Annotated in this window: 24 protein-coding genes; 12 read left to right on the top strand and 12 right to left on the bottom strand. The window is 69.4% G+C overall.

The features are described from left to right. Nucleotides 1-41: 41 nt before the first annotated feature. Genes mltB through ASC67_RS14750 form a run of 4 tightly spaced genes read right to left on the bottom strand, consistent with a single transcriptional unit; the run spans nt 42 to nt 5,183 of the window. Entirely contained in the window at nt 42-1,142 is a 1,101-nt protein-coding gene (mltB, locus tag ASC67_RS14765; RefSeq protein ID WP_056322557.1) for a lytic murein transglycosylase B, read from the bottom strand. Next, on the bottom strand, nt 1,139-3,235 hold the full coding sequence (locus ASC67_RS14760; protein WP_056323168.1) for a transglutaminaseTgpA domain-containing protein: 2,097 nt from the start codon (nt 3,233-3,235) through the stop codon (nt 1,139-1,141). Before ASC67_RS14760 ends, mltB begins: the two co-directional genes overlap by 4 nt. Then, on the bottom strand, nt 3,235-4,245 hold the full coding sequence (locus ASC67_RS14755; protein ID WP_056322554.1) for a DUF58 domain-containing protein: 1,011 nt from the start codon (nt 4,243-4,245) through the stop codon (nt 3,235-3,237). Before ASC67_RS14755 ends, ASC67_RS14760 begins: the two co-directional genes overlap by 1 nt. A gap of 17 nt (nt 4,246-4,262) precedes the next feature. Continuing rightward, the gene (locus ASC67_RS14750) at nt 4,263-5,183 is read right to left on the bottom strand and encodes a MoxR family ATPase (protein WP_056322551.1); all 921 of its coding nucleotides are present in this window, start codon (nt 5,181-5,183) and stop codon (nt 4,263-4,265) included. Nucleotides 5,184-5,238: 55 nt separating this feature from the next. Here ASC67_RS14750 and ASC67_RS14745 point away from each other — a divergent pair, with 55 nt between their 5' ends. Next, nucleotides 5,239-6,180: a histone deacetylase family protein gene (locus ASC67_RS14745; protein WP_056322548.1), complete on the top strand. Its 942-nt coding sequence runs from the start codon at nt 5,239-5,241 to the stop codon at nt 6,178-6,180. A 43-nt stretch (nt 6,181-6,223) separates the two neighbouring features. Beyond that, nucleotides 6,224-7,531 (top strand): mechanosensitive ion channel family protein, encoded by a 1,308-nt coding sequence (locus ASC67_RS14740; protein ID WP_056322545.1) that lies wholly within the window; start codon nt 6,224-6,226, stop codon nt 7,529-7,531. 3 nt (nt 7,532-7,534) lie between these two features. On the opposite strand, the gene ASC67_RS14735 is transcribed toward ASC67_RS14740, so the two are convergent. From ASC67_RS14735 to ASC67_RS14720, 4 genes are all read right to left on the bottom strand, one after another. After that, complete coding sequence (locus ASC67_RS14735; protein WP_056322541.1) at nt 7,535-9,841, bottom strand: ATP-binding protein; 2,307 nt, start codon at nt 9,839-9,841, stop codon at nt 7,535-7,537. 35 nt (nt 9,842-9,876) lie between these two features. Then, on the bottom strand, nt 9,877-10,614 hold the full coding sequence (locus ASC67_RS14730) for a response regulator transcription factor (protein WP_056322538.1): 738 nt from the start codon (nt 10,612-10,614) through the stop codon (nt 9,877-9,879). A 46-nt stretch (nt 10,615-10,660) separates the two neighbouring features. Then, nucleotides 10,661-11,650 (bottom strand): phosphate/phosphite/phosphonate ABC transporter substrate-binding protein, encoded by a 990-nt coding sequence (gene phnD / locus ASC67_RS14725; protein WP_082536039.1) that lies wholly within the window; start codon nt 11,648-11,650, stop codon nt 10,661-10,663. 118 nt (nt 11,651-11,768) lie between these two features. Continuing rightward, nucleotides 11,769-12,746, bottom strand: coding sequence for an NADPH:quinone oxidoreductase family protein (locus tag ASC67_RS14720; protein WP_056322532.1), 978 nt, complete (start codon nt 12,744-12,746; stop codon nt 11,769-11,771). Nucleotides 12,747-12,849: 103 nt separating this feature from the next. Here ASC67_RS14720 and surE point away from each other — a divergent pair, with 103 nt between their 5' ends. The 5 genes from surE to rlmD are packed head-to-tail and all read left to right on the top strand — an operon-like array spanning nt 12,850 to nt 17,840. Further along, the gene (gene surE / locus ASC67_RS14715; RefSeq protein WP_056322529.1) at nt 12,850-13,614 is read left to right on the top strand and encodes a 5'/3'-nucleotidase SurE; all 765 of its coding nucleotides are present in this window, start codon (nt 12,850-12,852) and stop codon (nt 13,612-13,614) included. Next, a complete protein-coding gene (locus ASC67_RS14710; protein ID WP_056322526.1) occupies nt 13,611-14,420 on the top strand; it encodes a protein-L-isoaspartate(D-aspartate) O-methyltransferase in 810 nt (269 codons plus the stop codon). The genes surE and ASC67_RS14710 overlap by 4 nt, the downstream gene beginning before the upstream one ends. 19 nt (nt 14,421-14,439) lie before the next feature. After that, nucleotides 14,440-15,378 (top strand): peptidoglycan DD-metalloendopeptidase family protein, encoded by a 939-nt coding sequence (locus ASC67_RS14705; protein WP_056323166.1) that lies wholly within the window; start codon nt 14,440-14,442, stop codon nt 15,376-15,378. A 16-nt stretch (nt 15,379-15,394) separates the two neighbouring features. After that, nucleotides 15,395-16,426 (top strand): RNA polymerase sigma factor RpoS, encoded by a 1,032-nt coding sequence (rpoS, locus tag ASC67_RS14700; RefSeq protein ID WP_082536037.1) that lies wholly within the window; start codon nt 15,395-15,397, stop codon nt 16,424-16,426. A gap of 49 nt (nt 16,427-16,475) precedes the next feature. Beyond that, complete coding sequence (rlmD, locus tag ASC67_RS14695) at nt 16,476-17,840, top strand: 23S rRNA (uracil(1939)-C(5))-methyltransferase RlmD (protein ID WP_056322520.1); 1,365 nt, start codon at nt 16,476-16,478, stop codon at nt 17,838-17,840. A gap of 120 nt (nt 17,841-17,960) precedes the next feature. Here rlmD and ASC67_RS14690 read toward each other — a convergent pair whose 3' ends face one another. Further along, complete coding sequence (locus ASC67_RS14690) at nt 17,961-18,656, bottom strand: Bax inhibitor-1/YccA family protein (RefSeq protein ID WP_056322517.1); 696 nt, start codon at nt 18,654-18,656, stop codon at nt 17,961-17,963. 185 nt (nt 18,657-18,841) lie between these two features. Between ASC67_RS14690 and ASC67_RS14685 the strand changes: the two genes are divergently transcribed. Next, nucleotides 18,842-19,246: a heme-binding protein gene (locus ASC67_RS14685; protein ID WP_056322514.1), complete on the top strand. Its 405-nt coding sequence runs from the start codon at nt 18,842-18,844 to the stop codon at nt 19,244-19,246. A 48-nt stretch (nt 19,247-19,294) separates the two neighbouring features. On the opposite strand, the gene hemP is transcribed toward ASC67_RS14685, so the two are convergent. The 3 genes from hemP to bfr form a co-directional block, all read right to left on the bottom strand. Beyond that, on the bottom strand, nt 19,295-19,507 hold the full coding sequence (hemP, locus tag ASC67_RS14680; protein WP_056322510.1) for a hemin uptake protein HemP: 213 nt from the start codon (nt 19,505-19,507) through the stop codon (nt 19,295-19,297). An 83-nt stretch (nt 19,508-19,590) separates the two neighbouring features. Continuing rightward, nucleotides 19,591-19,812 carry a bacterioferritin-associated ferredoxin gene (locus ASC67_RS20340; RefSeq protein ID WP_082536036.1) on the bottom strand — a complete coding sequence of 74 codons (222 nt, stop codon included), beginning with the start codon at nt 19,810-19,812 and terminating at the stop codon, nt 19,591-19,593. 102 nt (nt 19,813-19,914) lie between these two features. After that, nucleotides 19,915-20,394 carry a bacterioferritin gene (gene bfr / locus ASC67_RS14670; protein WP_056322506.1) on the bottom strand — a complete coding sequence of 160 codons (480 nt, stop codon included), beginning with the start codon at nt 20,392-20,394 and terminating at the stop codon, nt 19,915-19,917. A gap of 265 nt (nt 20,395-20,659) precedes the next feature. Between bfr and carA the strand changes: the two genes are divergently transcribed. From carA to ASC67_RS14650, 4 genes are all read left to right on the top strand, one after another. After that, nucleotides 20,660-21,811 carry a glutamine-hydrolyzing carbamoyl-phosphate synthase small subunit gene (gene carA / locus ASC67_RS14665; protein ID WP_056322503.1) on the top strand — a complete coding sequence of 384 codons (1,152 nt, stop codon included), beginning with the start codon at nt 20,660-20,662 and terminating at the stop codon, nt 21,809-21,811. A gap of 1 nt (nt 21,812) precedes the next feature. Then, nucleotides 21,813-25,085 (top strand): carbamoyl-phosphate synthase large subunit, encoded by a 3,273-nt coding sequence (gene carB / locus ASC67_RS14660; protein ID WP_056322500.1) that lies wholly within the window; start codon nt 21,813-21,815, stop codon nt 25,083-25,085. Nucleotides 25,086-25,164: 79 nt separating this feature from the next. Then, nucleotides 25,165-25,641 (top strand): transcription elongation factor GreA, encoded by a 477-nt coding sequence (greA, locus tag ASC67_RS14655; RefSeq protein WP_056322496.1) that lies wholly within the window; start codon nt 25,165-25,167, stop codon nt 25,639-25,641. Then, nucleotides 25,638-26,096 (top strand): DUF4149 domain-containing protein, encoded by a 459-nt coding sequence (locus tag ASC67_RS14650; protein WP_056322492.1) that lies wholly within the window; start codon nt 25,638-25,640, stop codon nt 26,094-26,096. Before greA ends, ASC67_RS14650 begins: the two co-directional genes overlap by 4 nt. Nucleotides 26,097-26,102: the final 6 nt, after the last annotated feature.

Below are 26,102 nucleotides of genomic sequence, written 5' to 3'. Positions count from 1 at the left end.
CTTGAGCACCGGCTGGCGCGGGGGTTCCATCGTGCGCCGCCTCAGCGCGTGGCCTCGACCACCGTGGCGATCGCCTGGCCCAGCTCGATCACCGCCAGCGCGTAGTAGCTCGACCAGTTGTAGCGCGTGATCGCATAGAAATTCTGCGTACCGGCCACGTAGCTCGGTGCCGCGTTGCCGTTCTGCAGTTCGACCAGCGCCAGCGGACCCTCGTGCTGGCGGCCCGCGGCCTCGAGTGCCGCGCCGTGCTCGGTGAACTGCGTCGCGCTGAAGCTGGGCAGGATGTCGGGCGCCAGAAGTGTGGCGCGCTCGGTCACGTCGACCGGCGCGCCCACCGCGTAGTGGGTCGGCTGGCCGCGCTGCCAGCCGAACTCGGCCAGGTAGTGCGCCACCGAGCCGATCACGTCGGCGGCGTTGGCATGCAGGTCGATGCGGCCATCGCCGTCGAAGTCGACCGCGTACTTCAGCCACGAGCTCGGCATGAACTGCGGCATGCCGATCGCGCCGGCGTAGCTGCCCTTGAGCGCCAGCGGGTCGCTGCCCTGCTGCCGGCACAGCAGCAGGAAGCTCTCGAGCTCGTCGCGGAAGAAGGGGCTGCGGTCGCGCCGCGCGTCGCGCGGGAAGTCGAAGCTCAGTGTGGCCAGCGCGTCGAGCACGCGGAAGTTGCCCATGTGCTGGGCGTAGATGGTCTCCACGCCGACGATGCCGACGACGATGGCCGCCGGCACGCCGTAGCGCGCCTCGGCCTCGCGCAGCCAGCGCTCGTTCTCCCGCCAGAACGCCACGCCGGCGCGGATGCGCACCGGCTCGACGAAGCGCGCGCGGTAAGCCGCCCAGTTCTTGGCCGTGCCGGCCGGCGGTGGCTGGATCAGCCGCACCACGCCCGGGATGAAGCGCGCCTGCGCCAGCGTCTCCTCGACCCAGGCGCGGTCGAGCCCGCGCCGTTCGGCGATGCCGGCGGCGAGTGCCACCACGTCCTCGCGACGGCCGTAGGTCACGGCTTCGGGTGCGTTGTCGTCCTGCAGTGGGACGGGCTTCTTGCGGGCCCGGGCGGCCTCGGCGGCGGGGGTCGGGCAGAGGGTCGTGAGCGCGATCAGGGCCGCGGCAAGCGCCAGGGGGAGGGGGCGTGGTTTCGTCATCATCGGGGAGCGGTGATCGTCATCTCGGACGCCGAAGTGTGAGGCTTCAGGTCGCGCAAGGCGGCCAGGGCGGTGTCGGCGAGCCGGCGTGCCTGCACGGCCGTGCCGTACCTGGAGGCCGGTACGTCGGTAGGGGCGTAGCGCAAGCGGTCCAGCGCGTCCAACGCTCGTGCGGCGGCGTCTGCCTCGTGGCCGTGCCGTGTCCGCAGGGCCGCGGCCAGGGTGCGCGGCGGCACGCCGTTGTGCGACGCGACGCCCCGCTTCGCGGCCGCCTGCCGCACGCGCGCGTAGGCGCGCAGCCAGGGGTCGGTGCGATGGTGGCTCCACCAGGCCCAGCCCGCGACCGCGAGGCTCAGCGCGCTGGCCACGACGATCAGCATCATGGCCAGGTCCTCCCAGCTCGGTGAGGCATAGCCCAGGCGCTTGAGCAGGTCGAACTGCGTGCCGCTCGAATAGTTCAGGATCCACTGGTTCCAGGCGTTGTTGGCCGATTCCCAGAGCGCGCGCAGCTGCAGCAGCGCGTCGGGCGCCACGCCGCCGAAGGCGGTGGCCACGAAGCCGGGGGCCGGTGTCAGCGGGCGGCTGCGGTCGATGCGCTCGGGCGCGACGGCCGCCGTCGGGTCAGCGCGCACCCAGCCCTGGCCGGGCTGCCAGTACTCGGCCCAGGCGTGCGCGAAGCTGTTGCGCACGACCAGCGTGCCGTCGACCGGGTTGCGCTCGGCGCCCTGGTAGCCGGTGACCACGCGCGCCGGCACGTCGAGCGCGCGCAGGATCACCACGAAGGCGGTCGCGAAGTGTTCGCAGAACCCGGCCTTGCGGTCGAGCCAGAACTCGTCGATCGCGGTGCCGCGCTGCGCCTCGTCGTAGGGGCCGGGGGCCAGCGTGTAGCTGAAGCTCTCGAGGCGGATGTGCTGCATCAGCGCGGCGGCGAGGGTGTCGCCGTCGGCCTGGGCATAACGTGGGTCGCGCCGCAGCGCCGCGGCCCATTCGAGCGTGCGCGGGTTGAAGCCGGGCGGCAGGTCCAGGGCATCCTGCAGGCCGAGCGTGGGCTCGGTCGGACCGTGGGCGAAGCGCGGCCACGACGGCGCGGTGTAGCGGATGCGCTCGGTCAGCGGGCGGTTCGTGATCCAGTGCAGGTCGTCGAGCAACTGCGTGCGCAGACCCTCCAGTGGCGGCAGGGCCGGCGTGGCCTCCAGCGCCGGGATGGTGGACAGCCGCGATGGCTCGACGGTGACCTCGAGCTCGACCGGCTCGCCGATCGGCCTCAAGTTGCGCGCCAGCGCCGCGCCCGAAGCGAAGCGCGGCGAGCCGACTCGCCATGTCGTGCCGTCGAAGCCGCTCAGCACCGGCCCGCGGAAGTACAGCTGCTCCGGTGGTGGCGGCGTGCCCGAGAGCACGCGCACCCGCATCGCGATGCTGTCGTCGGACGCCAGCTCGGCGATCATGCCCACACGCATCTCGCCGGACAGGCCGGTCTTCGCGCCGGCGTCGTTCGGCACGCCCCACAGCGGCCCGATGCGCGGGAACAGCAGGAACAGCAGCAGCATCACCGGTGCGCCGAGCAGCGCGAAGCGGCCGGCGAGCGCGCCGGCCCGCGCCAGGCCGGGCTGGCCGACCGGCATGTGCGCGAGCACCAGCGCGGTCATCAGGCCCCACACCGACACCAGCATGGCCGCGGCGATGGCCATCGACTGCGAGCTCAGGAAGTGCGTCAGCACCAGGAAGAAGCCGAGGAAGAACACCGCGAACGCATCGCGCCGCGCGCGCAGCTCCAGCGTCTTCAGGGCCACCAGCACCACCAGCAGCGTGATGCCCGACTCCTTGCCGAGCAGCGTGCGGTGCGTCATGAAGGTCAGCGCCAGCGCCAGCAGCAGCACGCCGGCCAGGACCCAGCGGTTCGGCAGCGCCGCACCCCGCACCGTCAGCGCGCCGCGCCACAGCAGCACGGCGGCCGTCAGCGCGGTGCACCAGACCGGCAGCTGGCCGACGTGCGGCAGCACTGTCCAGGCGATCACCGCCAGCAGGAACAGCGTGTCGCGCGCCTCGCGCGGCAGATGCCGCCACCCGGGCCACGCGATCGTCGCGGGTCGGCGCATCAGGCCCACAGCGCCAGCGCCTCCAGTGCCGCGCGCCGATGCGTCTCGCCCGTCGCGGGAGGCCATTCGCGGCCCGGCAGGCGCAGTCCCCACGCCGCACCGCTGTGCTCCACGGCGAGCACCCAGGCCGCCAGCCGCGAGAGCCTTGCTTCGGGCGGCAGACCCCCGGTCGCTGCCCAGTCCAGCCAGAGTTCCTGGCGGGCCGCGCTGCGGGTGTCGCGGCTGACCAGTTCACCGCCGGTGTCGAGTGCGCGCGCGGCCTTCTTCCAGACCACCAGCTTCAGCGGATCGCCGCGCCGGTAGGCGCGGATGCCTTCGAGCTCGCTGCCCTCGCTGCTGCGCGCGGTGGTCGCCTCGCCACCGGTGGCCCGGGCCGCGGGGAGCGGGGGCGTCGGCCGCTCCGGCTGAGGGTAGGTGAGCACGGTCGACAGCGGGCGCCATACGCTCCAGGCGCGGAACAACCCCAGCGGGAAACGCGTTTCCAGCACCACGTCGGGCAGCGGCAGCCGGCCGCGCCGCGGCGCGACGAAGCTCAGCTGCACGGCGGCCTGGGCCCCGGCCGGCACGTCGGTCCAGCTCCAGTGCAGCGATCGTTCCGGCCCGGCCAGCCGCAGGCCGATGCCGTGCCGGGTGCGCGGGGCGGTGGATGCCAGCACGCACTCGACCACCGCCGCGTCACCCGCGAACACCGGCTGGGGCGGGCGCAGGTGCAGGCTCAGGCCGCGCAGCGTGGCATGCGTGACGTGCATCGACACCAGGCCGCTGCCGGCCAGCAGGAAGGTCAGCAGGTAACCCAGGCTGAGCTGGTAGTTGATCGACGCGACCAGCAGCACGCCCAGCGTCAGCGCGAACACCCAGCCGGCGCGCGTGGGCAGGATGTAGACATTGCGCTGCGTGAGCTGCAGCGTGTCGCTGCGCGGATGGCGGGCCTGCCACCAGGCGCGCCAGCGCATGCGCAGCGGCGCGAGCGGGCCGCTGCGCGCCGTCGGGTCGTCGAGCACCGCGCTCACGGTCGGCTCCGCGGCGTTCAGGGCAGCGCGATCGCGTCAATCATCGCGCGCACCTGCTCGCGCCGGCCCCGGCCGGCCCCGGCGACCGGCAGCAGGCGGTGCGCCACGGTCTGCGGCAGCACCGCCTGCAGGTCGTCGGGGGCCACGTAGTCGCGCGCATCGAGCAGCGCGTGAGCCTTGGCGGCGCGCAGCAGCGAGATGCCGGCGCGCGGCGACAGGCCTTCGACGAACCAGCGGCCGTCGCGCGTGGCGGCGATCAGCGCCTGCAGGTAGTCGAGCAGTGGTTCGCTGGCGTGCACCGCCAGCACCGCCTGCTGCGCGGCCTGCAGGTCGGCGGGGTTCATCACCGCCTGCAGGTCGTGGATGGCCTCGCGGCGGTCGCGGCCGGACAGCAGCGCGCGCTCGCTGGCGCGGTCGGGGTAGCCGAGCGTGATGCACATCAGGAAGCGGTCGAGCTGGCTCTCCGGCAGCGGGTAGGTGCCGAGCTGGTCGCTCGGGTTCTGCGTGGCGATCACGAAGAAGGGTGCGGGCAGCGGCCGGGTCTCGCCCTCGACGCTGACCTGGTGCTCCTCCATCGCCTCGAGCAGAGCACTCTGGGTCTTGGGTCCGGCGCGGTTGATCTCGTCGGCCAGCAGCACCTGCGCGAACACCGGCCCGGGATGAAACACGAAACTCTCCTTGCCGCGCTCGTAGACGCTGACGCCCACCAGGTCCGAGGGCATCAGGTCGGCGGTGAACTGCACGCGAGAGAAGCGCAGGCCCAGCGAGACCGCAAGCGCATGGGCCAGCGTGGTCTTGCCGACGCCGGGCACGTCCTCGATGAGCAGATGGCCGCCCGCCAGCAGGCAGGCCAGGCTGTCTTCGATCTGGGGGCGCTTGCCGACGATAATCGTGGCGATCTGATCGACGAGCTGGTGAAGCCGGGTGTGCAGTGTCATGGTGCACACCTTAGCCGAAAGCCGCCATTCCCGAGACCTCGCACCGCTACGACGGATGGCTACCGCCTACTACTCCCACCCCGCCTGCCGCACCCATGACATGGGCGACGGCCACCCCGAGTGTCCGCAACGGCTCGACGCCATTGCCGATCACCTGATCTCCACCGGCCTGGACATCGCGCTCGAGCAGCGCGAGGCGCCGCCGGTCGACGAGGGCACCTTGGCGCTGGCTCACGAATCGCTGTATGTCGCCAACCTGCGCGGCTTCATGGAGCAGGTCGAAGCGACCGGCCAGCGCCGCGCGCTGGATCCCGACACCGTCGCCGGCCCCGGCACCTGGGCCGCGGCGCTGCATGCGGCCGGAGCCGCGGTGGCGGCGACCGATGCGGTGCTCGACGGTGAGATCGAGAACGCCTTCTGTGCGGTGCGCCCGCCGGGCCACCACGCGACCCGGCGCCAGGCCATGGGCTTCTGCTTCTTCAACAACGTCGCGGTTGCGGCGCGTCATGCGCTGGATCGGCGCGGGCTGGAGCGCGTGGCGATCATCGATTTCGATGTCCACCACGGCAACGGCACCGAGGACATCATCGCCAACGACGACCGCGTGCTGATGTGCAGTTTCTTCCAGCACCCGCTGTACCCGAACTCCGGGACCCAGCCGCTGGGCGACAACATGGTGAACCTGCCGGTGCCGGCCTACACCAAGGGGCCGGAGATCCGCGACCTGATCGATCTGCACTGGCTGCCGCGGCTCGAGGCCTTCCGGCCTCAGATGGTGTTCATCTCGGCCGGCTTCGACGCCCACCGCGAGGACGAACTGGGCCAACTCGGGCTGGTCGAGGCCGACTATGCGTGGATCACCCGGCGCATCAAGGGTGTGGCCGAGCGCCACGCGGGCGGCCGCATCGTTTCGTGCCTGGAGGGCGGCTACGCCCTGAGCGCGCTGGCGCGCAGCGTGGCCAGCCACGTGCGGGTGCTGGCCGGCGTGGCCGATTGACCGCGGGCTCGCGCCGCTGCACGCAACAAGGACGAGAGAGTCGATGGCCCGACCGATGACCCCCGACGAGTTGAGCGCACTGGGCAGCGCGCTGCTCACGGTCAATGCCGCGCTGGAGCTCGCCGTGCTCGCCGGCTGTCTGGCGCTGGCCTGGGCATTGGCGCGCGCGTTGCGCGGTCACCGCGAGGATCCCCATTCGGTGCTGTTCGGCCGCCAGCTGATCGACGGTGCGCTGTTCCCGCTGCTGTCGCTGATATTCGTGCTGACTGCCCAGCATCTGCTGCTGGCCGTGCTGCATCTGCCGCCGGCGGTGCTGCGCATCGCGGTGGCGCTGCTGCTGTCGCTGGCACTCATTCGTGTGTTCGTGCGGGTGCTGAGGGCGGCGTTCCCGGCATCGGCCTTCGTGCGCATCGTCGAGCGCTGGCTGTCGTGGGCGGTGTGGATCGGCATGATCCTGTGGTTCACCGGCGTGCTGCCGATGCTGATGGAGGAGCTGGAGGCCATCAGCTGGAAGGTCGGCAGCGGGCGCATCACGCTGCGTGCGCTGCTCGAGGGCGCGTTCAACGCGGTGATCGTGCTGATGTTGGCGCTGTGGCTCAGCGCGGCGATCGAGGCGCGGCTGCTCAAGGGCCGCCTGACCGACCTGTCGCTGCGCAAGATCGCGGCGAACGCCACGCGCGCCTTGCTGCTGTTCGTCGGCCTGATGATGGCGCTGTCGGCGGCCGGGATCGATCTCACCGCGCTCAGCGTCTTCGGCGGCGCGATCGGTGTCGGACTGGGCTTCGGCCTTCAGAAGCTCGCGTCGAACTACGTCAGCGGCTTCGTGGTGCTGGCCGAGCGCTCGCTGCGCATCGGCGACCTGGTCAAGGTCGACAACTTCGAGGGCCGCATCACCGACATCAACACCCGGGCGACGATCATCCGCGCGCCGAACGGTCGCGAATCCATCGTGCCGAACGAGCTGCTGATCACGCAGCGCGTCGAGAACGCCTCGCAGACCGACCCGAGCCTGCAGCTGTCGACGGTGGTGCAGGTGGCCTACGGCACCGACGTCCTGCGCCTGCGCCCCAAGCTGCTCGACGCGCTGGGCAGCATCGAGCGCGTGATGAAGGACGAGAAGCACCAGGCCGTCGTCCACCTGAGCAACTTCGCGGCGGACGGGCTCGAGCTGACGGTCTGGTACTGGGTGCCGGACCCGCTGAACGGCCAGTCCAACCTGCGCTCCGAGGTGAACCTGGCGATCCTGGCGGTGCTCGACGCAGAGGGTATCGAGATCCCGTTCCCGCAACGCGTGCTGCGGCGCGTGCCGGCCGCCAACAAGCTGCCGCCGGCGGCCCCGCTGCCGCTCTGATCGTCAGGCCGACGCGCTCTGCGACCAGTGCGGAAAGCGCACCCGGCACTCGATGCCGGTGGGTAGCAGTTCGCGCCACTCGACCTCGCCGCCGAGCTGCTTGACTCGCTTCCGGATACCGCCGAGGCCCAGGCCATGCGCCCAGGCCTGCGGGTTGCGGCCATGGCCGTCGTCGTGCATGCGCAGCTCGAGCCGGTCGTCGGCCAGCTGCAGCGAGATCGCTACCCGCGTGGCCCGGGCGTGGGCGATGGTGTTGCTGACCAGCTCGCGCAGCACGCGCGTCAGGGCCGACCACTGCACCACCGTCAGCTCCGAGTCGCGGTCGAACTGCGTGTGCCAGTCCAGCGCGACGTTGGCGATCTGCAGGCGCTGTTGCACGTCGGCCTTCCATTCGGCGGCGGCGTGGGACAGGCGGTGGCTGCTGACCGCGAGGCCGCGCGTGAGCGTCTTCAGGTCCTGCAGCGTGTGGCGGATGTAGTCCTCCTGCTCCGGGCTCTGCGCTTGGTACATCAAGGTCAGCAGCCGCGCGCCGATGTCGTCGTGCAGGTCCTGCGCCAGGCGACTGCGCTCCTCGCTGCGGCCGCGCTCGACGGCCTGGTCGAAGGCGACCGCGCGCTTGAGCTGCTCGACGATGCGGTCCGCGAGCCGCGCGTCCTCTCGCGTGAACAGGCGCCGGCCGCGTTGCGAGTAGCGCAGCACCAGCGTCTCGTCGGCGCGGCCGCTGATGCGGCTGAGGTCGGGCACCGGCACGGTCAGCGCCGAGCCGTCGCCGCTGGCGCGTGCGTGCGTGGTCGACTTCGGCGCGACCGCCGCTTCCAGCGGCTCGAACAGCTCGCGCAGCAGGCTCAGCAGCGAGATCGACGCGCGTTCGGGGTGGGCCTCGACCTCGCGTGCCATGCGGTACAGCCGTTCGAACAGGCGCTCCATCGTGACCATGCCGGTCCCGCGCAGGTGGTTCAGCAGCCACTGCCGCACGCTGACGTACAGGCCGATCGACAGGAACACCGACAGCGTGATCGACGTGAACTGGCCGAACGAGAAGGCCGTGACGAACAGCAGGTCGAGCGAGGTCGCGACGGTGCTGACGCCGGCCAGCAGCGAGAACTCGCGCAGCATCTGCTGCGACTTGGCGAGGAACGGCACCAGCAGCATCAGCGAGGTGAGGAACACCACCCAGATCATCGAGCCGACGGTGGCGATCCCCTGTTGCGTGCCCGGGGTCTGGCTGACCGCGGCGATCGCCGCCGTCAGCAGGATCCAGGTGCCGGCCGTCACGATGCCGAAGCGGCGCTGCACCAGCGCATAGGGGTGCGGCTCGATGCGGTAGGACCAGCTCAGCAGGCCGACCGCCGAGAGGCCGAGCACGGCGCCGACGATCTGCGTCCACCACCAGGCCTGGGGCAGCGCGGAGCGCGCGTCGAGCGCCAGCAGGCTGCCGACGAGGGCCCATGCCAGCAGCGCGATCGCCCGGCCGCCGGGCAGCCGCCGCGGATGCAGGCACGCAGCGTGGACGATGGCCGCGGCGGTGACCAGATCGAAGGCCGTGCGCGCATGCACTTCCAGCCCCGAGTAGCCACCGGGCAGCGCCAGGTCCGACACCGTCGCCGCGGCGATGAACAACAGGTTGCCGCACTGGCTGAGCGCCATCAGCGCGAACAGGGCATTGGCGAGCATCGGCCGCACCAGCAGCACCACCATCGCGATCAGGTAGAGCACCAGCGCCAGGCCGGCGAGCAGCCAGTACATCAGCCCCAGCCGGAAGCTGCCGCGCGGCTGTAGCCGCAGCTCGGCCGTGCCGCCTTCGGCGAAGTAGAGGCGCACGTGGCCCTGCGACAGCGCGCGTGTGAGCTGTTCGTGCAGTTCGTGATGACGGGCCCGCTCGGCGTCGCCGGGCAGCCAGCGCGGCGAACGCTGCAGGGCCAGCGCGTCGAGCACGGCGACCTGGCTGTCGCCGCCGATGACGCCCAGCAGGGCGTGGCCGATGAAGGGCCGGAGCGCCGGCTCGGTGCTGGCCGCCAGCACCAGCTGACCCTGGTCGTTGCCGCGCCAGCCGGCGTCGAGCCGCGGTTGCTGCGCGAGCTCGCGGGTCAGCAGGAACAGCGCCAGGCAACCCAGCAGCGCCAGCGCGACCAGTGCCCGCAGCCGCCAGCCGAGCCAGCGCGAGCTGCGCAGCCGCGACGGCAGCCATTGCTCGAGCACCGTCGTGTCGATGCCTGAGTCGTTATCGTCCAGCCGCGAAGAGGGCGGGCTGGCGGCGCGAGCGTCGCGCCGTGGCGGCCGCGTGGGGTGACGCTCGGCCGGCGCGTTCATCGACAGGCCAGGACGTCAGATCGCGGAACGCGGGCTCACACCAAGCCCTGCTTGCTGGCCAGCACGGCGGCCTCGGCTCGGCTGGAGACATTGAGCTTGCGGTAGATGGCCTTGATGTGGTCATTGACCGTGAACCACTTGATGCCCATCAGCCCGGCGATCTCCTTGATCGTGAAGCCCTTGCTGAGGTAAGTCAGCACCTCGGTCTCGCGCGGCGTCAGGCGCTCGTGGTCGGGCTCCGCATAGACCGGCGGGGCGGTCGGCCGGGCCGGCTGGAAGTCGCCCGGCGCGTGTGCGCTGTCGAGGGCCATCGAGCCCGAGTCGCCGAGACGGAAGTGCGACAGCAGCCGCCGGGCGATCGCCGGCGACAGCGGCGGCTGGCCGCGCACGATCTTCTGCAATTCCTCGACCAGCACCTCGAAGCGGTCTTCCTTCAGCAGGTAGCCGTCGGCGCCGCACTGCAGCGCGGGGAACAGGTGATCGTCGTCGGAGTACAGCGTGGTGACGATCTTCGTCGCGCCGTGCCCGGCCAGTTCGGTCAGCAGCTCGAGCCCGTTGCCGTCGGGCAGTTCCAGGTCGACGAGGACCAGCTTGAACGGTTCGCCGCCCGGCGGCAGCGGCGGGGCGCCACCGATGCCGAGTTGGCGGCGGGCGGATTCGAGATCGCCGGCCTCGGCGATGCCGGTCACGTCGGAAAAGCTCTCGCGCACGACGCGCGCCAGGAAGTGGCGTGCGACCGGGTTGTCTTCGACGATCAGCACCTTGACGGCCATCGGATTCTCCAGAAAGGGCGACGCTAGTCGTGGGTCTGGCGCGGCATCACCGCGGCAGGTCGGCGTCGGCCTGGACGGCGCGTGACAGGCGAGCGTAGCGCTCTCGCAGGTCGGCCAGCCGTTCGTTCTTGGCGGACTCGTCCATCTTCGCATCGAGCAGCACTTCGGAGCGCTGCTTGAAGTCGTCGACGTCGAGCACGAACTTGAGCTGCTGGTTGCTGGAGCGCTTGAAGCCGGCGAGGTCGAACATGCGCTTGAGCATCAGCTTCTCGTCGCCGCTCTTGCCCACACCGAAGATGTAGTCGGCGACGCGCTTGCGCACCGACAGTGGCAGGTCGCGGCGCCACAGCAGAGGGTCCTTCGGAATCAGCGCCGACTCCCACAGGATCCGCAGTTGCTGAGCCTGCGCTGGCGACTGCTCGCGCAGACGATGCAGTTCCTCGGTGTTGTAGGTGCCGGCATGGACCTGGCCGCCCAGCACCGCGGCGAGCGTCTGCGCATGGGTGCCACGGCGCAGCGACAGGAAGTGCTCCTCCGGCTTGATGGCACGCGGCACGAACAGCGCGTACTCCAGCATCACGGCGCCGGAGGTCGAGCTGGGCTCGCCCATCGCGAAACGCCAGGTGCGCGGCCGGTTGAGCAGGGGGTCGATCGACAGCAGCGCACTGTCGCGACGCGTGATGATGATCGAGCGATAGCCCAGCGAGCCGGCGGAATCGACCAGCTGCGCGAACACTTCGACGTTGGTGCGCTCGATGCAGTCGAGCGCGGCCTTGTTCGAGACCCAGGCCAGCTGCACCAGGTTGCTCACCACGGCGTCGACGGCTTCCTCGTAGGTCGCGTGGTAGATGCCGCGCACGTCGAGTCCGGTGCCGCGGCGCATGGCGGCGAAGAACGGTTCCCAAGCAGCGCGCGTCTCGGCGACGGTGGTGGTGGTGATCACGCCGAAGGCCAGCGAAGGCGCGTCGGCCGCAGCCGCTCTGCCGGACAGGCCGACGAGGACGAGCGGGAGCAGCTTCAGCAGCAATCGGCGCACGGGAAGACTCGCGTTGAATGGGCACGCGAATTTAGCACCGGGCTGCGTGCACCCCTGCCGATCAAGAGGGCCCCCCGACGGGGGGCCGGAGCGTCGGCCGCCGTGCGGTAGGGGCGCTTCAGTCGGTGCTGAGCACGATCTTGCCGCGCACCTGCCGGGACGCCATCAGCTCGAAGGCGCGCGGCAGGTCGCGCAGCGCATAGCGGTGCTCGATCACCGGCTTGATCCGGCCCTGCGCGTACCAGGCTGCCAGCTCGCTGAGGCCCCGCGCGTTCTGCTGCGGTTCGCGCTTGGCGAACTCGCCCCAGAACACACCGACCAGGGAGGCGCCCTTGAGCAGCGCCAGGTTCAGCGGCAGCGCCGGGATGGCCCCGGCGGCGAAGCCGATCACGAGGTAGCGACCGCGCCAGGCGATCGAGCGGAACACCGGCTCGGCCATCGCACCGCCGACCGGGTCGTAGACCACATCCGGACCCTTGCCCCCGGTAGCAGCCTTGATCTGCTCGCGCAGGTCGGCGTTCGCATAGTTGATCGTTGCGTCTGCGCCGAGCGTGCGGCACAGGGCGCACTTCTCGTCGCTCGACGCCGCGGCGATCACGCGCGCGCCCACCGCCTTGGCGATCTGGATCGCGGCGGTGCCGACGCCGCCCGCCGCGCCCAGCACCAACACGGTCTCGCCAGCCTGCAGCTGCGCGCGGTCGACCAGCGCGTGGTGGCTGGTGCCGTAGGTGCACAGGAAGGCGGCGGCGTCGTCGAACGCGAAGCCCGGCGGCAGCGGCATCACCTGCCGGGCGTCGACGCACACATGGCTGCCGAAACCACCGGTGCCGCCGAACGACGCGACCGCCATGCCGACCTGCAGCTGCGTCACGTCGGCACCGACTGCCTCGACCACGCCGGAGAACTCGGCCCCCGGCACGAAGGGCAGCGGAGGCTTCAGCTGGTACTTGTTCTGCACGATCAGCAGATCGGGGAAGTTCAGGCTGGCACAGCGCACCGCCACGCGCACTTCACCAGCTTGTGGCTCGGGGGTGGGCAGTTCCGTCCACCTCAGCGCCTCGGGGCCGATCGGGTTGTCGCAGAGCCAGGCGTGCATGTCGTCTCCTTGCTGCCGCGGTCGACCGCGGCGACCGATGATAGGTAGACGTACGCGGGAACTCCGTCGCCGAGGCGACGTGGGGCTCCCTACAATGAGTCGGATGCGCATCCTTGTTGCCAACGACGACGGTTATCTCGCGCCCGGACTGGCGGCGCTGGTCGAAGCGTGCCGCGGATTGGGCGAGCTCGACGTGGTCGCGCCCGAGCAGAACTCGAGCGGCACCTCCAACGCGCTGACGCTGCAGCGACCGTTGTCGGTCTGGACCGCGGCCAACGGTTATCGCTACCTGAACGGCACGCCGTCGGACTGCGTGCACGTGGCGCTGACCGGGTTGCTGCCGCAGCGGCCCGACCTGGTGGTCTCGGGCATCAACAACGGCGCGAACATGGGCGACGACACGCTCTACTCCGGCACCGTGGCTGCGGCGATGGAAGGCTATCTGTTCGGCATTCCGTCGATCGCCTTCTCGCTGAGCGAGAAGGGGTGGACGCACCTCGACACGGCCGCGCGCGTGGCACGCCGCCTCATCGAGCAGGTGATCGCGTTGCCGCCGGTGCCCGGCGCCTGGCTGCTCAATGTGAACATCCCGGACCGCCCCTACGAGGATTTGCGCGGCCTGCGCACCACCCGGCTCGGCCGCCGCCACGCCAGCGAGCCGGTGATCCGCCAGAGCAACCCGCGCGGCGAGCCGATCTACTGGATCGGTGCGGCCGGCGACGCTCGCGAGGCCGGCGCCGGCACCGACTTCCATGCCGTGGCGCAAGGTCATGTGTCGGTCACGCCGCTGCAGGTGGACCTGACCGATCACGCCTGTCTGCCGGCCTGGGGTTCATGGCTGGAACGTGCGGGCGAGGGCGGACGATGAGTGCCGGCCAGCGACCGGCCTCGAAGTTCCCGCTGCGGCTCGACCAGGTCAAGCCGGCAACTCGCAGTGAAGCCGTGCCGCTGCTGCGACCGCAGCGGCCGTTGCACCAGGCGGCCGCGGAGCGCGGCCGTGGCACCGCGCCCGCCGGTCTGGGGCTCGACTCGCACCTGGTGCGTGAGCGCATGCTGGCGCGCCTGCAGGCCGAAGGCGTGCGCGACGCGCGGGTGCTCGCGGCGATGCGGGCCGTGCCACGGCACAGCTTCGTCGATACCGCGCTGGCCAACCAGGCCTACGAGGACACCAGCCTGCCGATCGGACTCGGGCAGACGATCTCCAAGCCCTCGGTGGTGGCACGCATGATCGAGCTGATGCTCGCCCCGCAGCCCGCGGGCACGCGGCCGAGGCTGCTCGAGATCGGCAGCGGCTGCGGTTACCAGGCAGCCGTGCTGGCGCAGTTGGCGCGCCAGGTGGTGTCGATCGAGCGGCTGAGACCGCTGTACGACAAGGCGCGTGAGAACCTCGCGCCGCTGAACCTGGGGAACCTGCGGCTGGTCTATGGCGACGGCCGCATCGGCCATGCACCGAACGCCCCGTATGACGGCATCATCGCGGCGGCGGGCGGCGAGGACATCCCTCAGCCCTGGGTCGACCAGCTCGCACCGGGAGGGCGGCTCGTCGCGCCGATGCTCGATGCGCGCAGCGGGGGGCAGGTGCTGGTCGTGATCGACCGCCATGCCGACGGCAGCCTGGTGCGCTCGCTGCACGAGGCTGTCAGATTCGTCCCCCTAAAATCCGGCACCGATTGAACGAATGCGACGCAAGCTCATGTTTCTTCCTGTCCCCGGTCGCACGCTGTCGCGCGGTCTGACGATCGCGCTGCTGGTGTCCTTGCTCGCGGCCTGCGCGCAGGCGCCGCGCCGTGCGCCGCCGGTCGAGGATCGCAGCACGCGCAGCCCGGCCGCTGCGGTCGGTTCTACGGCGGGCGCGGCCGTGGCCTCGGCCGCCAGTGCGCCCGACGCCACCAAGCCGTTACCGGGTGCCGAGAACGCAGGCAAGCCGGGCTACTACACCGTCAAGCCCGGTGACACGATGATCCGCATCGGTCTCGAGACCGGCCAGAACTGGAAGGACATCGCGCGCTGGAACGGCATGGAGAACGTGAACGTCATTGAGGTCGGTCAGGTGCTGCGCGTGGTGCCGCCGACGGTCGATCCGACGGTGGTCGCGGCCAAGCCGGTGGCCAGCACGAAGGTCGAGGCGCGGCCGCTCGATACCAAGCCGGGTGTCGCTGCGGCGTCGGCACCGGGCGGCAGCGCGTCGGGCAGTGCCGTGGCAGCGCCACCGCAGGCACCGGTCATCACACCGACCCCCTCGGCCTCGGCGAACCGGGACGACGACGAACTCAACTGGGCCTGGCCCGCGTCGGGGGCCGTGCTGGCGGGCTACGACGAGGCTCGCAACAAGGGGCTCGCGATCGGCGGCAAGGCCGGTGATCCCGTGACGGCGGCAGCGGACGGGCGCGTGGTGTACGCCGGATCGGGGCTGCGCGGTTATGGCAATCTCGTGATCGTGAAGCACAACACCACTTACCTGACTGCCTACGCGCACAACCAGACGCTGCTGGTCAAGGAAGACCAGCCAGTCAAGCGCGGCCAGAAGATCGCCGAGATGGGCGCGACCGACGCCGAACGGGTGCAGTTGCATTTCGAGATCCGCAAGCTGGGCAAGCCGGTCGATCCGGTCAAGCTCCTGCCACCGCGCTAGCGACGCACCGACCATCATGAACAACAGGAAGCACTCTCCGTCCGGCAACGGACACGCGCTTCCTGATGCCGGTGCCCTGCCGCACGGAGCCTGGCCGGTCGAGCCGATGCACGGCGGGGGCGATCCGCCGATCGGCGCTGACGACCCGGCGGAGCCGGCGCCGGAGCACCTGCCGATCGCTGCCGGCGAAGGCGAGGTCGGCAACACGCTGCAGACCTATCTGCGCGAGATCCGGCGAGCGCCCCTGTTCACGCCCGACGAAGAGTTCGCGATGGCCACGCGCGCCCGGGCCGGCGATTTCGCGGCGCGGCAACAGATGATCGAGCGCAATCTGCGGCTCGTGGTCAGCATCGCCAAGAGCTACCTCAGCCGTGGCCTGCCGATGACCGACCTGATCGAGGAAGGCAACCTCGGCCTGATGCACGCGATCGGCAAGTTCGAGCCGGAGCGTGGCTTCCGGTTCTCGACCTACGCCTCGTGGTGGATCCGTCAGAGCATCGAGCGCGCGATCATGCACCAGGCCCGCCTGGTGCGGCTGCCGGTGCATGTGGTGCGCGAGCTCAACCAGGTGCTGAAAGCCCGCCGCGCGCTGGAAGGCGCGGCGGCGGCGAGCGCCGACGGGCGGGCCGTTCGCGTCGATGAGATCGCTGCAGCGTTGGGGCGTCCGGTGACCGAGGTGTCCGAACTGCTGCGCTTCGCCGAGCAGCCGACATCGCTCGATGCGCCGCTCGAGCGCCAGGCGGGCAACGGGGCCGAGACGCTGGGTGATATGGTGGCCGACGAGCAGGCCACCGACCCGCTGGGTCACACGCTGAGCCACGAGCTCGACGTCCTGCTGGAGCACGGATTGGGCGAACTGAGCGAACGCGAGCGCGAGGTGCTGGCCGGTCGCTATGGGCTGCACGACCGGGAACCCGAGACGCTGGAGGTGCTGGCCGAGCGGCTGGGTCTGACGCGCGAGCGCATCCGCCAGATCCAGCAGGAGGCGCTGCTCAAGCTCAAGCGCCGGATGGCACGCAACGGCGTCAATCGCGACTCGATCTTCTGAGCGGGAGGCTTGCCGGCAGCACCGGCCATGGCCCCGGATAATCCGCGGCATGACAGCAAGCGATGAATGGTTGACGGTCGAGTCGCTCGACCTCGAGGCGCAGGGCGTGGCGCACAACGCCGAAGGCAAGGTGGTGTTCGTCGAAGGCGCCTTGCCGGGTGAGCAGGTTCTGGTGGCCGTGGGGCGGCGCAAGAACAATTGGGAACAGGGCACGATGACGGCGCTGCGCCGCGAGAGCTCGCAGCGCGTCACACCGCGTTGCGAGTATTTCGGCCTCTGCGGCGGCTGCAAGATGCAGCATTTCCACGTCGGTGCGCAGGTCGCCGTGAAACAGCGAGTGCTGGAGGACAACCTCTGGCACCTGGGCAAGGTGAAGGCCGGCCAGATGCTGCGGCCCATCGAGGGGCCGACCTGGGGCTACCGCTACCGTGCACGCTTGTCGGTGCGGCATGTCGTCAAGAAGGGCAAGGTCCTGATCGGCTTCCACGAGCGCAAGTCGAGCTACGTGGCAGACATGAGCCGCTGCGAGATCCTGCCGCCGCACCTGAGCGCCATGCTGCTGCCGCTGCGCGCGCTGATCGCCGCCATGGACGGCCGCGACCGATTGCCGCAGATCGAGGTGGCGATCGGTGAGGCGCCCGAGGGGTTGGTGACGGCGCTGGTGCTGCGTCATCTGGAACCTCTGAGCGTGGCCGACCTGCAGCGGCTGCGCGCCTTCGGCGTCGAGCACCGCGTGCAGTGGTGGCTGCAACCCAAAGGGCCCGACACCGTGCAGCGGCTCGACGACAGCGGGCCGCAGCTCGCGTACACGCTGCCCGAGTACGGCGTCGTCATGCCCTTCAAGCCGACCGACTTCACTCAGGTCAATCACGCCATCAACCGGGCGCTGGTGGTGCGGGCGCTGCGGCTGTTGGACGTACAGGGCGACGAGCGGGTGATCGACTGGTTCTGCGGGCTCGGCAACTTCACGCTGCCGCTGGCGACTCAGGCAAGAGAGGTGCTGGGCGTCGAAGGCAGCAAAGCGCTGGTGGCGCGCTCGCGCGACAACGCGGCGCTCAACGGGCTGTCGCACAAGACGCGCTTCGACGCGCGCAATCTGTTCGAGCTGCTGCCGGCCGACCTGGCGGCCTACGGCAGCGCGGCGAAGTGGCTGGTCGATCCACCGCGCGAAGGCGCGTTCGCCCTGGCGAAGGCCGTGGTCGATGCGGTGCAGGACCCGGCGCTGGCGCCTGGCTGGGAGCCGCCGACGCGCATCGTGTACGTGAGCTGCAATCCGGCCACGCTGGCGCGCGACGCCGGCCTGCTGGTGCACCAGGCCGGCTACCGCTGCGTGCAGGCCGGCGCGGTGAACATGTTCCCGCACACCGCGCATGTGGAAAGCATTGCGGTCTTCGACCGCAATGCTTCGGCGTAGGCTTATGTCGCAGAGCGACGTGATGCCGTAGCCAAAGCATCAGGGTGTTGCAGCGGCCTTGAGCCGATCACAAAGAAAAAGGCCCCGCTGTGCGGGGCCTTGTCGATCCGACGAAGCGTCTTATTCGCGTTCGCCGCCGAAGATGCCGAGGAGGCTCAGCAGGCTCTGGAACACGTTGTAGACGCTCAGGTAGATCGCCAGCGTGGCCGACACGTAGTTCGTTTCGCCGCCGTCGATCACGCGCTTGATGTCATACAGCATGAAGGCCGAGAAGATCACGATGGCGAGCACCGAGATCGTCAGGAACAGCGCGGGCATCTGCAGCCAGATGTTGGCGACGCTGGCCACGATCAGGCCGATCACGCCCACCATCAGCCACTTGCCCAGTCCGGACACATCTCGCTTGATGGTGGTCGCCAGCGTGGCCATGCCGAAGAACACCAGTGCGGTGCCGCCGAAGGCCATGGCGATCAGGCTGGCACCATTGCTGTAGTTGCCGAGCACGCCGCCGACCAGGCGCGACAGCATCAGGCCCATGAAGAAGGTGAAGCCCAGCAGCAGCGCGACGCCGATGCCGGAGTTCTTGAACTTCTCGATCGCGAAGAAGAAGCCGAACGCGATGCCCATGAACAGCAGGAAGCCGATGAAGGGGCTACCGGCAAAGAAGCTGAAGCCGGTCGCGACCCCCACCCAGGCACCCAGCACGGTCGGCACCAGCGACAGCGCGAGCAGCCAGTACGTATTGCGCAGGACGCGATTGCGCTCGCCGCCGACGGCGGCCGAGCCGGGGTAGGCGGTTTGCAGGGTGTCGTTCATTCGATAACCTCCGTTGGGAAGAGTAGGCTTGCTTGGAGCTGACAGTCGCATTCTAGTTCCCTTGGGCGGCCGCTGCCGAGACCGGGCCGGTACCGAGGGGCGGCAGATGAGGATTTGGGCGCGGTCGCTTGGCTGCCAAGCCCGGAGCGCCGTAGAGTCGGGTTAACCCACATTCGGAGATTTCCATGCAGACCAAGCCCGTCCTGTCTCTCGGCGATGTCAAGCGCATCGCGGCCGCGGCCGAAGCCGAGGCGCTGGCCAACCAGTGGCCGGTGACGATCGCGATCGTCGACGACGGCGGCCACCTGCTGTGGCTGCAGCGCCTCGATGGCGCGGCTCCGGTCTCGGCGCACATCGCGCCGGCCAAGGCCCATACCGCCGCGCTGGGCCGGCGAGAAAGCCGGGTCTACGAGGAAGTCATCAACCAGGGCCGCACGTCGTTCCTGAGTGCGCCGACCATCGCCGGCATGCTCGAGGGGGGGGTGCCCATCCTGGTGCAGGGGCAGTGCGTCGGCGCGGTCGGCGTCAGCGGCGTGAAGTCGAACGAAGATGCCCAGGTGGCCAAGGCGGGGATTGCCGCGCTGGGTTGAGCTTCGTTCAAAGGGGAGGGCAGGCCCTTCCCGGTGGCCGAGGCCGGGTCACTTAGTCAGGATGAGCTTGCCTAGCCGGGTGCTGCGCAGCTGGTAGAGCGCGCCGTTGTGCTCGATGTGCACGACGTTGCGGCCCTGGAGCAGCGCCGCACTGTGAACCTGAGGCGCGGGATCGGTGGCCGCCGTAGCGCACGTCACCACAGGCAGGTGGCCGTTAGGCCGCAGGGACGGTAGATCGACGATCAGGTTGGCGATGTTCATGGAGCATCCCTCAACGTGACGAACGCAGCGCCCACCAGGCGCCCAGGACAACGACGGACAGGCTGGCCAGCCACCACATGGACTCAGGCCAGCGCCGCAGACGGGCGCGACACGTGCACGCGGGCCAGTAGCCCGCAGGTAGGCTGTTGGCGTGCTTCATCGAACACGGAACGGGCGCAGTCGCCGCAGCGGCCGCAGCCGGTGGCGACGCCGGTGTTCAGCTGCAGCTCATCGAAGCTGTCGCACGCCGTTGCATGGCGCTCGATCTCGCGATGAGAGATGCGGTGGCAGACACAGACGATCATGGTGCGACAGTTCTGGAATCAGAGTGTCGTCACTATAAATAGGAATGATTCGTAATACAAGCCCCTGTTCTCCCAAGGGCTTGTGGTTCCCCGCTCAAGCGCTCAGGAAGCGATCTCGCCCATCTGCGACTGCAGGTAGTTCTGCTGCCCGACCTGGTCGACGAGTCCGAGCTGCGTCTCGAGAAAGTCGATGTGTTCCTCGGTGTCGTCGAGGATGCCCTGCAGCAGATCGCGCGACACGTAGTCGCGCACCGTCTCGCAGTGCGCGATACCGTCCTTGATCGTGAGCTGCGCGGTCTGCTCCAGCTGCAGGTCGCTGCGCATCGCCTCGACGACATCCTCACCGATCAGCAGCTTGCCCAGGTCCTGCAGGTTCGGCAGGCCATCGAGCATCAGGATGCGGTCCATCAGCCGGTCGGCATGCTTCATCTCGCCGATCGACTCTTCGTACTCCTTCTTCGCGAGCTTGTCGAAGCCCCAGTGCTTCATCAGCCGGTAGTGCATGAAGTACTGGTTGATCGCGGTCAGCTCGTTCTTGAGCTGAGCGTTCAGGTGTTCGATGACTTTGGCGTCGCCTTTCATGGCCCTCTCCTTGGTGTGATTCGTAGCATTATCGAAGTGCCACGGCGTCTTTCCCACGCTGCGCTGGACAAGTCCCCTACGATCCGTTCTGGACGCGCATGCGAGTGACTCGCAGTCTCTGCGCTCCTGCCCGACATGGACGATGCCTCGGCTACAATCCACAGGTTTACCCGCACCCACCTGCCGCCCACCGAAACTTCCGCTGTTTCCCGCCGGACTCAGGCCCGAAGAGCCGAGCTGGGCGCGCGCAAATGACGGAGTTCCCGTGCTGCCTGATCTGCCCCTCGCTCTACTCGCTCTCGCAGACGGCACGGTCTTTCAAGGTACCTCGATCGGCGCTGCCGGTCGCACGGTCGGCGAAGTGGTGTTCAACACCGCGCTCACCGGCTACCAGGAAATCCTCACCGACCCGAGTTACTGCCGGCAGATCGTCACGCTGACGTATCCGCACATCGGCAACACCGGCGTCAACGAGGAGGATGTCGAAGCCTCGAAAGTCCATGCCGCCGGCCTGATCATCAAGGACCTGCCGGTCCTCGACTCGAATTTCCGCAAGACGCGCACGCTGTCGCAGTACCTGCGCGACGAAGGCACCGTGGCGATCGCCGACATCGACACCCGCAAGCTGACCCGCATCCTGCGCACAGGCGGAGCCCAGAACGGCTGCATCGTGGCGCTGCCGCGCGGCGAAACCTTCACCGAGATGCAGATCTCCGACGCGGTGGCCCGGGCGCGCGGTGCCGAAAGCATGGCGGGCCTGGACCTCGCCAAGGTCGTGAGCACCGCGATGCCCTATGCGTGGACCGAGACCGAGTGGTCGCTGGACACCGGCTACGGCAACCAGGCGGCGCCGAAGTTCCACGTTGTCGCCTATGACTTCGGCGTCAAGCGCAACATCCTGCGCATGCTGGCGAGCCGCGGCTGCCAGGTCACGGTGGTGCCGGCCAAGACGCCGGCCGCGGAGGCGCTGCTGCTGAAGCCGGACGGCATCTTCCTCAGCAACGGCCCCGGCGATCCCGAGCCCTGCGACTACGCGATCGAGGCGACGCGCACGCTGATCGACACCGGTCTGCCGATGTTCGGCATCTGTCTGGGCCACCAGATCATGGCGCTGGCGTCGGGGGCGAAGACCTTCAAGATGAAGTTCGGCCACCATGGCGCCAACCACCCGGTGAAGGACCTGGACGACGGCCGTGTCAGCATCACGAGCCAGAACCACGGCTTCGCGGTCGACGAGAAGTCCTTGCCCGCCACCCTGCGCTCCACCCACGTGAGCCTGTTCGACGGAACGCTGCAGGGGCTGGCACGCACCGACAAGCCTGCCTTCTGCTTCCAGGGCCACCCGGAGGCGTCTCCCGGACCGCACGACATCGGCTACCTGTTCGACCGCTTCATTGCGCTGATGGAAAAGAACTGACATGCCCAAGCGCACCGACCTTCAAAGCATTCTCATCATCGGCGCGGGCCCGATCATCATCGGCCAGGCCTGCGAGTTCGACTACTCCGGCGCCCAGGCCTGCAAGGCGCTGCGCGAGGAGGGCTACCGCGTCATCCTCGTCAACAGCAACCCGGCGACGATCATGACCGACCCGGAGATGGCCGACGCCACCTACATCGAGCCGATCACCTGGTCGGTGGTCGAGAAGATCATCGCCAAGGAGCGCCAGGCGCACCCCGACGAGAAGATGGCGATCCTGCCCACCATGGGCGGCCAGACCGCGCTGAACTGCGCCCTCGACCTGCACAAGCACGGCGTGCTCTCGAAGTACGGCGTCGAGATGATCGGCGCCAACGAGCACGCCATCGAGAAGGCCGAAGATCGCCTGAAGTTCAAGGACGCGATGACCGGCATCGGACTGCACTCGGCCAAGAGCGGCATCGCGCATTCGATGGAGGAGGCCCTGGCCGTCCAGCGCCGCATCACGAGCGACATCGGCGGCACCGGCTTCCCGATGGTGATCCGCCCGAGCTTCACGCTCGGCGGCACGGGTGGCGGCATCGCCTACAACCCCGAGGAGTTCGAGGAGATCTGCAAGCGCGGCCTCGACCTCTCGCCGACCAAGGAACTGCTGATCGAGGAGAGCCTGATCGGCTGGAAAGAGTACGAGATGGAGGTCGTCCGCGACAAGGCGGACAACTGCATCATCGTGTGCTCGATCGAGAACCTCGACCCGATGGGCATCCACACCGGCGACTCGATCACCGTGGCGCCGGCCCAGACGCTGACCGACAAGGAGTACCAGCTGCTGCGCAACGCCAGCATCGCGATCCTGCGCGAGATCGGCGTCGACACCGGCGGCTCCAACGTCCAGTTCTCGATCAATCCGGACAACGGCCGCATGGTCGTGATCGAGATGAACCCGCGCGTGTCGCGCTCGTCGGCACTGGCCTCGAAGGCGACCGGCTTCCCGATCGCCAAGGTGGCGGCCAAGCTGGCGGTCGGCTACACGCTCGACGAACTGCGCAACGACATCACCGGCGGCGCGACGCCGGCGAGCTTCGAGCCCAGCATCGACTACGTCGTCACCAAGATCCCGCGCTTCGCGTTCGAGAAGTTCCCGGCCGCCGACTCGCGCCTGACCACGCAGATGAAGTCGGTGGGCGAGGTGATGGCGATGGGCCGCACCTTCCAGGAGAGCTTTCAGAAGGCGCTGCGCGGTCTCGAGACCGGCATCGACGGCCTGTCCGAGCGCAGCACCGATCGCGAGGAGATCGTGCAGGAGATCGGCGAAGCCGGTCCGGAGCGCATCCTCTACGTCGCCGACGCCTTCCGTATCGGCTTGAGCCGCGACGAGATCTTCGAGGAAACCGCGATCGACCCGTGGTTCCTGGCCCAGATCGAGCAGCTCGTGCAGGCCGAGCAGGCGCTGAAGGGCCGCACGCTGGCCAGCCTGTCGACGGACGAACTGCGCTTCCTCAAGCGCAAGGGCTTCTCCGACAAGCGCCTGGCCAAGCTGCTCGGCACCCACCAGCACGAAGTGCGCGCCACGCGCCACGCCCAGGGCGTGCGGCCGGTCTACAAGCGCGTCGACACCTGCGCGGCCGAGTTCGCCACGCAGACCGCCTACATGTACTCCACCTACGACGAGGAGTGCGAGGCGCAGCCGACCGACCGCAAGAAGATCATGGTGCTCGGTGGCGGGCCCAACCGCATCGGCCAGGGCATCGAGTTCGACTACTGCTGCGTGCACGCCGCGCTGGCGATGCGCGAGGACGGCTACGAGACCATCATGGTCAACTGCAACCCCGAGACCGTATCGACCGACTACGACACCTCGGACCGCCTGTACTTCGAGCCGGTGACGCTGGAGGACGTGCTGGAGATCGTCGACAAGGAGAAGCCGGTCGGCGTGATCGTGCAGTACGGCGGCCAGACGCCGTTGAAGCTGGCGCTCGACCTCGAGCGTGCCGGCGTGCCGATCGTCGGCACCTCGCCGGACAGCATCGACATCGCCGAGGACCGCGAGCGCTTCCAGCAGCTGCTGCACAAGCTCGGCCTGAGGCAGCCGCCGAACCGCACCGCCCGCACCGAGGAGGCCGCGCTGCTGCTCGCGCAGGAGATCGGTTACCCGCTGGTGGTGCGCCCGAGCTACGTGCTGGGCGGCCGCGCGATGGAGATCGTGCACGGCGACAAGGACCTCGAGCGCTACATGCGCGAGGCGGTCCGCGTGTCCGAGAAGTCGCCGGTGCTGCTCGACCGCTTCCTCGACGACGCGGTGGAAGTCGACGTCGACTGCATCTCCGACGGCGAGGACGTGATGATCGGCGCGATCATGGAGCACATCGAGCAGGCCGGCGTGCACTCCGGCGACTCGGCGTGCTCGCTGCCGCCGTACGCGCTCAGCCCGGCGCTGCAGGACGAACTGCGGCGCCAGACCGCGGCGATGGCGAAGGCGCTCAAGGTCATCGGCCTGATGAACGTGCAGTTCGCCATCCAGGGCGAGGGCGACGAGGCGGTCGTCTACGTGCTCGAGGTGAACCCGCGCGCATCGCGCACCGTGCCCTTCGTGTCCAAGGCCACCGGCCAGCCGCTGGCCAAGATCGCGGCGCGCTGCATGGTCGGCCAGAAGCTCGCCGGCCAGAAGGCGCTGAACGGCGAGGCGCCGCGAGAGATCGTGCCGCCGTACTACAGCGTCAAAGAAGCGGTCTTCCCGTTCAACAAGTTCCCCGGCGTCGACCCCATCCTCGGGCCCGAGATGCGCTCGACGGGTGAGGTGATGGGAGCGGGCCGCAGCTTCGGCGAGGCCATGCTGAAGAGCCAGCTCGGTGCCGGCTCGCGCCTGCCGTCCAAGGGCACGGTGGTGATCACGGTGAAGAACGCCGACAAGGACCGCGCGGTCAAGATCGCCGGCGATCTGGTCGACCTCGGCTTCAACGTCGTTGCGACCAAAGGCACGGCAGCGGCCATCGCGGCAGCCGGCGTGCCGGTGAAGGTGGTCAACAAGGTCAAGGACGGACGACCGCACATCGCCGACATGATCAAGGCCGGCGAGATCCAGCTGGTGTTCACGACCGTCGACGAAACCCGCACTGCGATCGCGGACTCGCGCTACATCCGCACCGCGGCGATCGCCAACCGCGTGAGCTACTACACCACGATGGCCGGCTGCGAGGCCGCTGTCGAGGCGCTGAAGCACCAGGACGACCTGACCGTGCTTTCCCTGCAGGAACTGCACGCGGAACTCCACTAAACTGCGTCCTTCACACGGCCGCCCCGGAGCCCCGGGGCGGCTGAGTTTTTTGCACGCACCGATTCGACGAGACGAGATCATGGCCACCATCCCGCTGACCAAACGCGGCGCCGAGAAACTGAAGGAAGAACTTCACCGCCTGAAGTCGGTGGAGCGGCATGCCGTGATCCAGGCCATCGCCGAGGCGCGTGCCCAGGGCGACCTGTCGGAGAACGCCGAATACGAGGCCGCCAAGGACAAGCAGGGCTTCATCGAGGGCCGCATCCTCGAGATCGAAAGCAAGATGGCGGCGGCCCAGATCATCGACCCCGCGTCCCTGGACGCCGGCGGCCGCGTGGTGTTCGGCGCGACGGTCGAACTGGAGGAAGAGAGCTCGGGCGACAGCGTCACTTACCAGATCGTCGGCGACGACGAGGCCGACCTGAAGCAGGGACTGATCTCGGTCAGCTCGCCGATCGCGCGCGCGATGATCGGCAAGGAGGCCGGCGACGTGGCCGAGTTCCAGGCGCCCGGCGGCACCCGCCGCTACGAGATCGTCGAGGTCCGCTACCTGTGAGCGGCGCGAGCCTGGTGGCCGTGCCCGAACGGCTGCGACGCCTGATCCCCGGGCTGTGGTTCGGCGTGCTGCTGGCGATCGCCTTCATCGCCGCGCCCAGCCTGTTCAGCCTGCTGGACCGGCCGTCCGCCGGGCGGGTGGCGGGGCGCCTGTTCGCGCTGGAGGCCCAGCTCAGCCTCGCGTTGTGCGTGCTGCTCGGGTTGCTGGAGCGGCTGAGGGCGGGCCGCCGCGCGGCTGTCGGGCAGGGCTCGCCGGTCAGTGCCGAACTGCTGCTGGTGCTGGGCGCGCTGTTCTGCACCGTGCTCGGCCACTACGCACTGCAGCCGATGATGGAGGCCGCCCGCGCCGGGGAGGGCCGCTGGTCGTTCGGCGCGCTGCACGGCGTGTCGACCGCCTTCTATGGCGTGAAGGGCCTGCTGGTCGCTACATTGGCCTGGCGGGCGGCGCGGGGCTGACGGCCC

The sequence above is a fragment of the Methylibium sp. Root1272 genome, assembly GCF_001425905.1.
Classification (GTDB): domain Bacteria; phylum Pseudomonadota; class Gammaproteobacteria; order Burkholderiales; family Burkholderiaceae_C; genus Methylibium.
The sequence above is the reverse complement of the archived record's forward strand: the minus strand, read 5'-3'. Positions and strand labels throughout refer to the sequence as shown.

What these genes read in the sequence shown, in the direction of transcription:
- ASC67_RS14720 (WP_056322532.1), bottom strand. Translation starts at nt 12,746, where the DNA reads ATGCACGCCTGGCTCTGCGACAACCCGATCGGCCCCGAGGCGCTGAGG.
- ASC67_RS14685 (WP_056322514.1), top strand. Translation starts at nt 18,842, where the DNA reads ATGCAGACCAAGCCCGTCCTGTCTCTCGGCGATGTCAAGCGCATCGCG.
- ASC67_RS14745 (WP_056322548.1), top strand. Translation starts at nt 5,239, where the DNA reads ATGGCTACCGCCTACTACTCCCACCCCGCCTGCCGCACCCATGACATG.
- bfr (WP_056322506.1), bottom strand. Translation starts at nt 20,394, where the DNA reads ATGAAAGGCGACGCCAAAGTCATCGAACACCTGAACGCTCAGCTCAAG.
- carB (WP_056322500.1), top strand. Translation starts at nt 21,813, where the DNA reads ATGCCCAAGCGCACCGACCTTCAAAGCATTCTCATCATCGGCGCGGGC.
- mltB (WP_056322557.1), bottom strand. Translation starts at nt 1,142, where the DNA reads ATGATGACGAAACCACGCCCCCTCCCCCTGGCGCTTGCCGCGGCCCTG.
- greA (WP_056322496.1), top strand. Translation starts at nt 25,165, where the DNA reads ATGGCCACCATCCCGCTGACCAAACGCGGCGCCGAGAAACTGAAGGAA.
- ASC67_RS14730 (WP_056322538.1), bottom strand. Translation starts at nt 10,614, where the DNA reads ATGGCCGTCAAGGTGCTGATCGTCGAAGACAACCCGGTCGCACGCCAC.
- ASC67_RS14760 (WP_056323168.1), bottom strand. Translation starts at nt 3,235, where the DNA reads ATGCGCCGACCCGCGACGATCGCGTGGCCCGGGTGGCGGCATCTGCCG.
- ASC67_RS20340 (WP_082536036.1), bottom strand. Translation starts at nt 19,812, where the DNA reads ATGATCGTCTGTGTCTGCCACCGCATCTCTCATCGCGAGATCGAGCGC.
- ASC67_RS14740 (WP_056322545.1), top strand. Translation starts at nt 6,224, where the DNA reads ATGGCCCGACCGATGACCCCCGACGAGTTGAGCGCACTGGGCAGCGCG.
- ASC67_RS14690 (WP_056322517.1), bottom strand. Translation starts at nt 18,656, where the DNA reads ATGAACGACACCCTGCAAACCGCCTACCCCGGCTCGGCCGCCGTCGGC.
- ASC67_RS14705 (WP_056323166.1), top strand. Translation starts at nt 14,440, where the DNA reads ATGTTTCTTCCTGTCCCCGGTCGCACGCTGTCGCGCGGTCTGACGATC.
- rlmD (WP_056322520.1), top strand. Translation starts at nt 16,476, where the DNA reads ATGACAGCAAGCGATGAATGGTTGACGGTCGAGTCGCTCGACCTCGAG.
- ASC67_RS14750 (WP_056322551.1), bottom strand. Translation starts at nt 5,183, where the DNA reads ATGACACTGCACACCCGGCTTCACCAGCTCGTCGATCAGATCGCCACG.
- ASC67_RS14710 (WP_056322526.1), top strand. Translation starts at nt 13,611, where the DNA reads ATGAGTGCCGGCCAGCGACCGGCCTCGAAGTTCCCGCTGCGGCTCGAC.
- ASC67_RS14735 (WP_056322541.1), bottom strand. Translation starts at nt 9,841, where the DNA reads ATGAACGCGCCGGCCGAGCGTCACCCCACGCGGCCGCCACGGCGCGAC.
- rpoS (WP_082536037.1), top strand. Translation starts at nt 15,395, where the DNA reads ATGAACAACAGGAAGCACTCTCCGTCCGGCAACGGACACGCGCTTCCT.
- hemP (WP_056322510.1), bottom strand. Translation starts at nt 19,507, where the DNA reads ATGAACATCGCCAACCTGATCGTCGATCTACCGTCCCTGCGGCCTAAC.
- surE (WP_056322529.1), top strand. Translation starts at nt 12,850, where the DNA reads ATGCGCATCCTTGTTGCCAACGACGACGGTTATCTCGCGCCCGGACTG.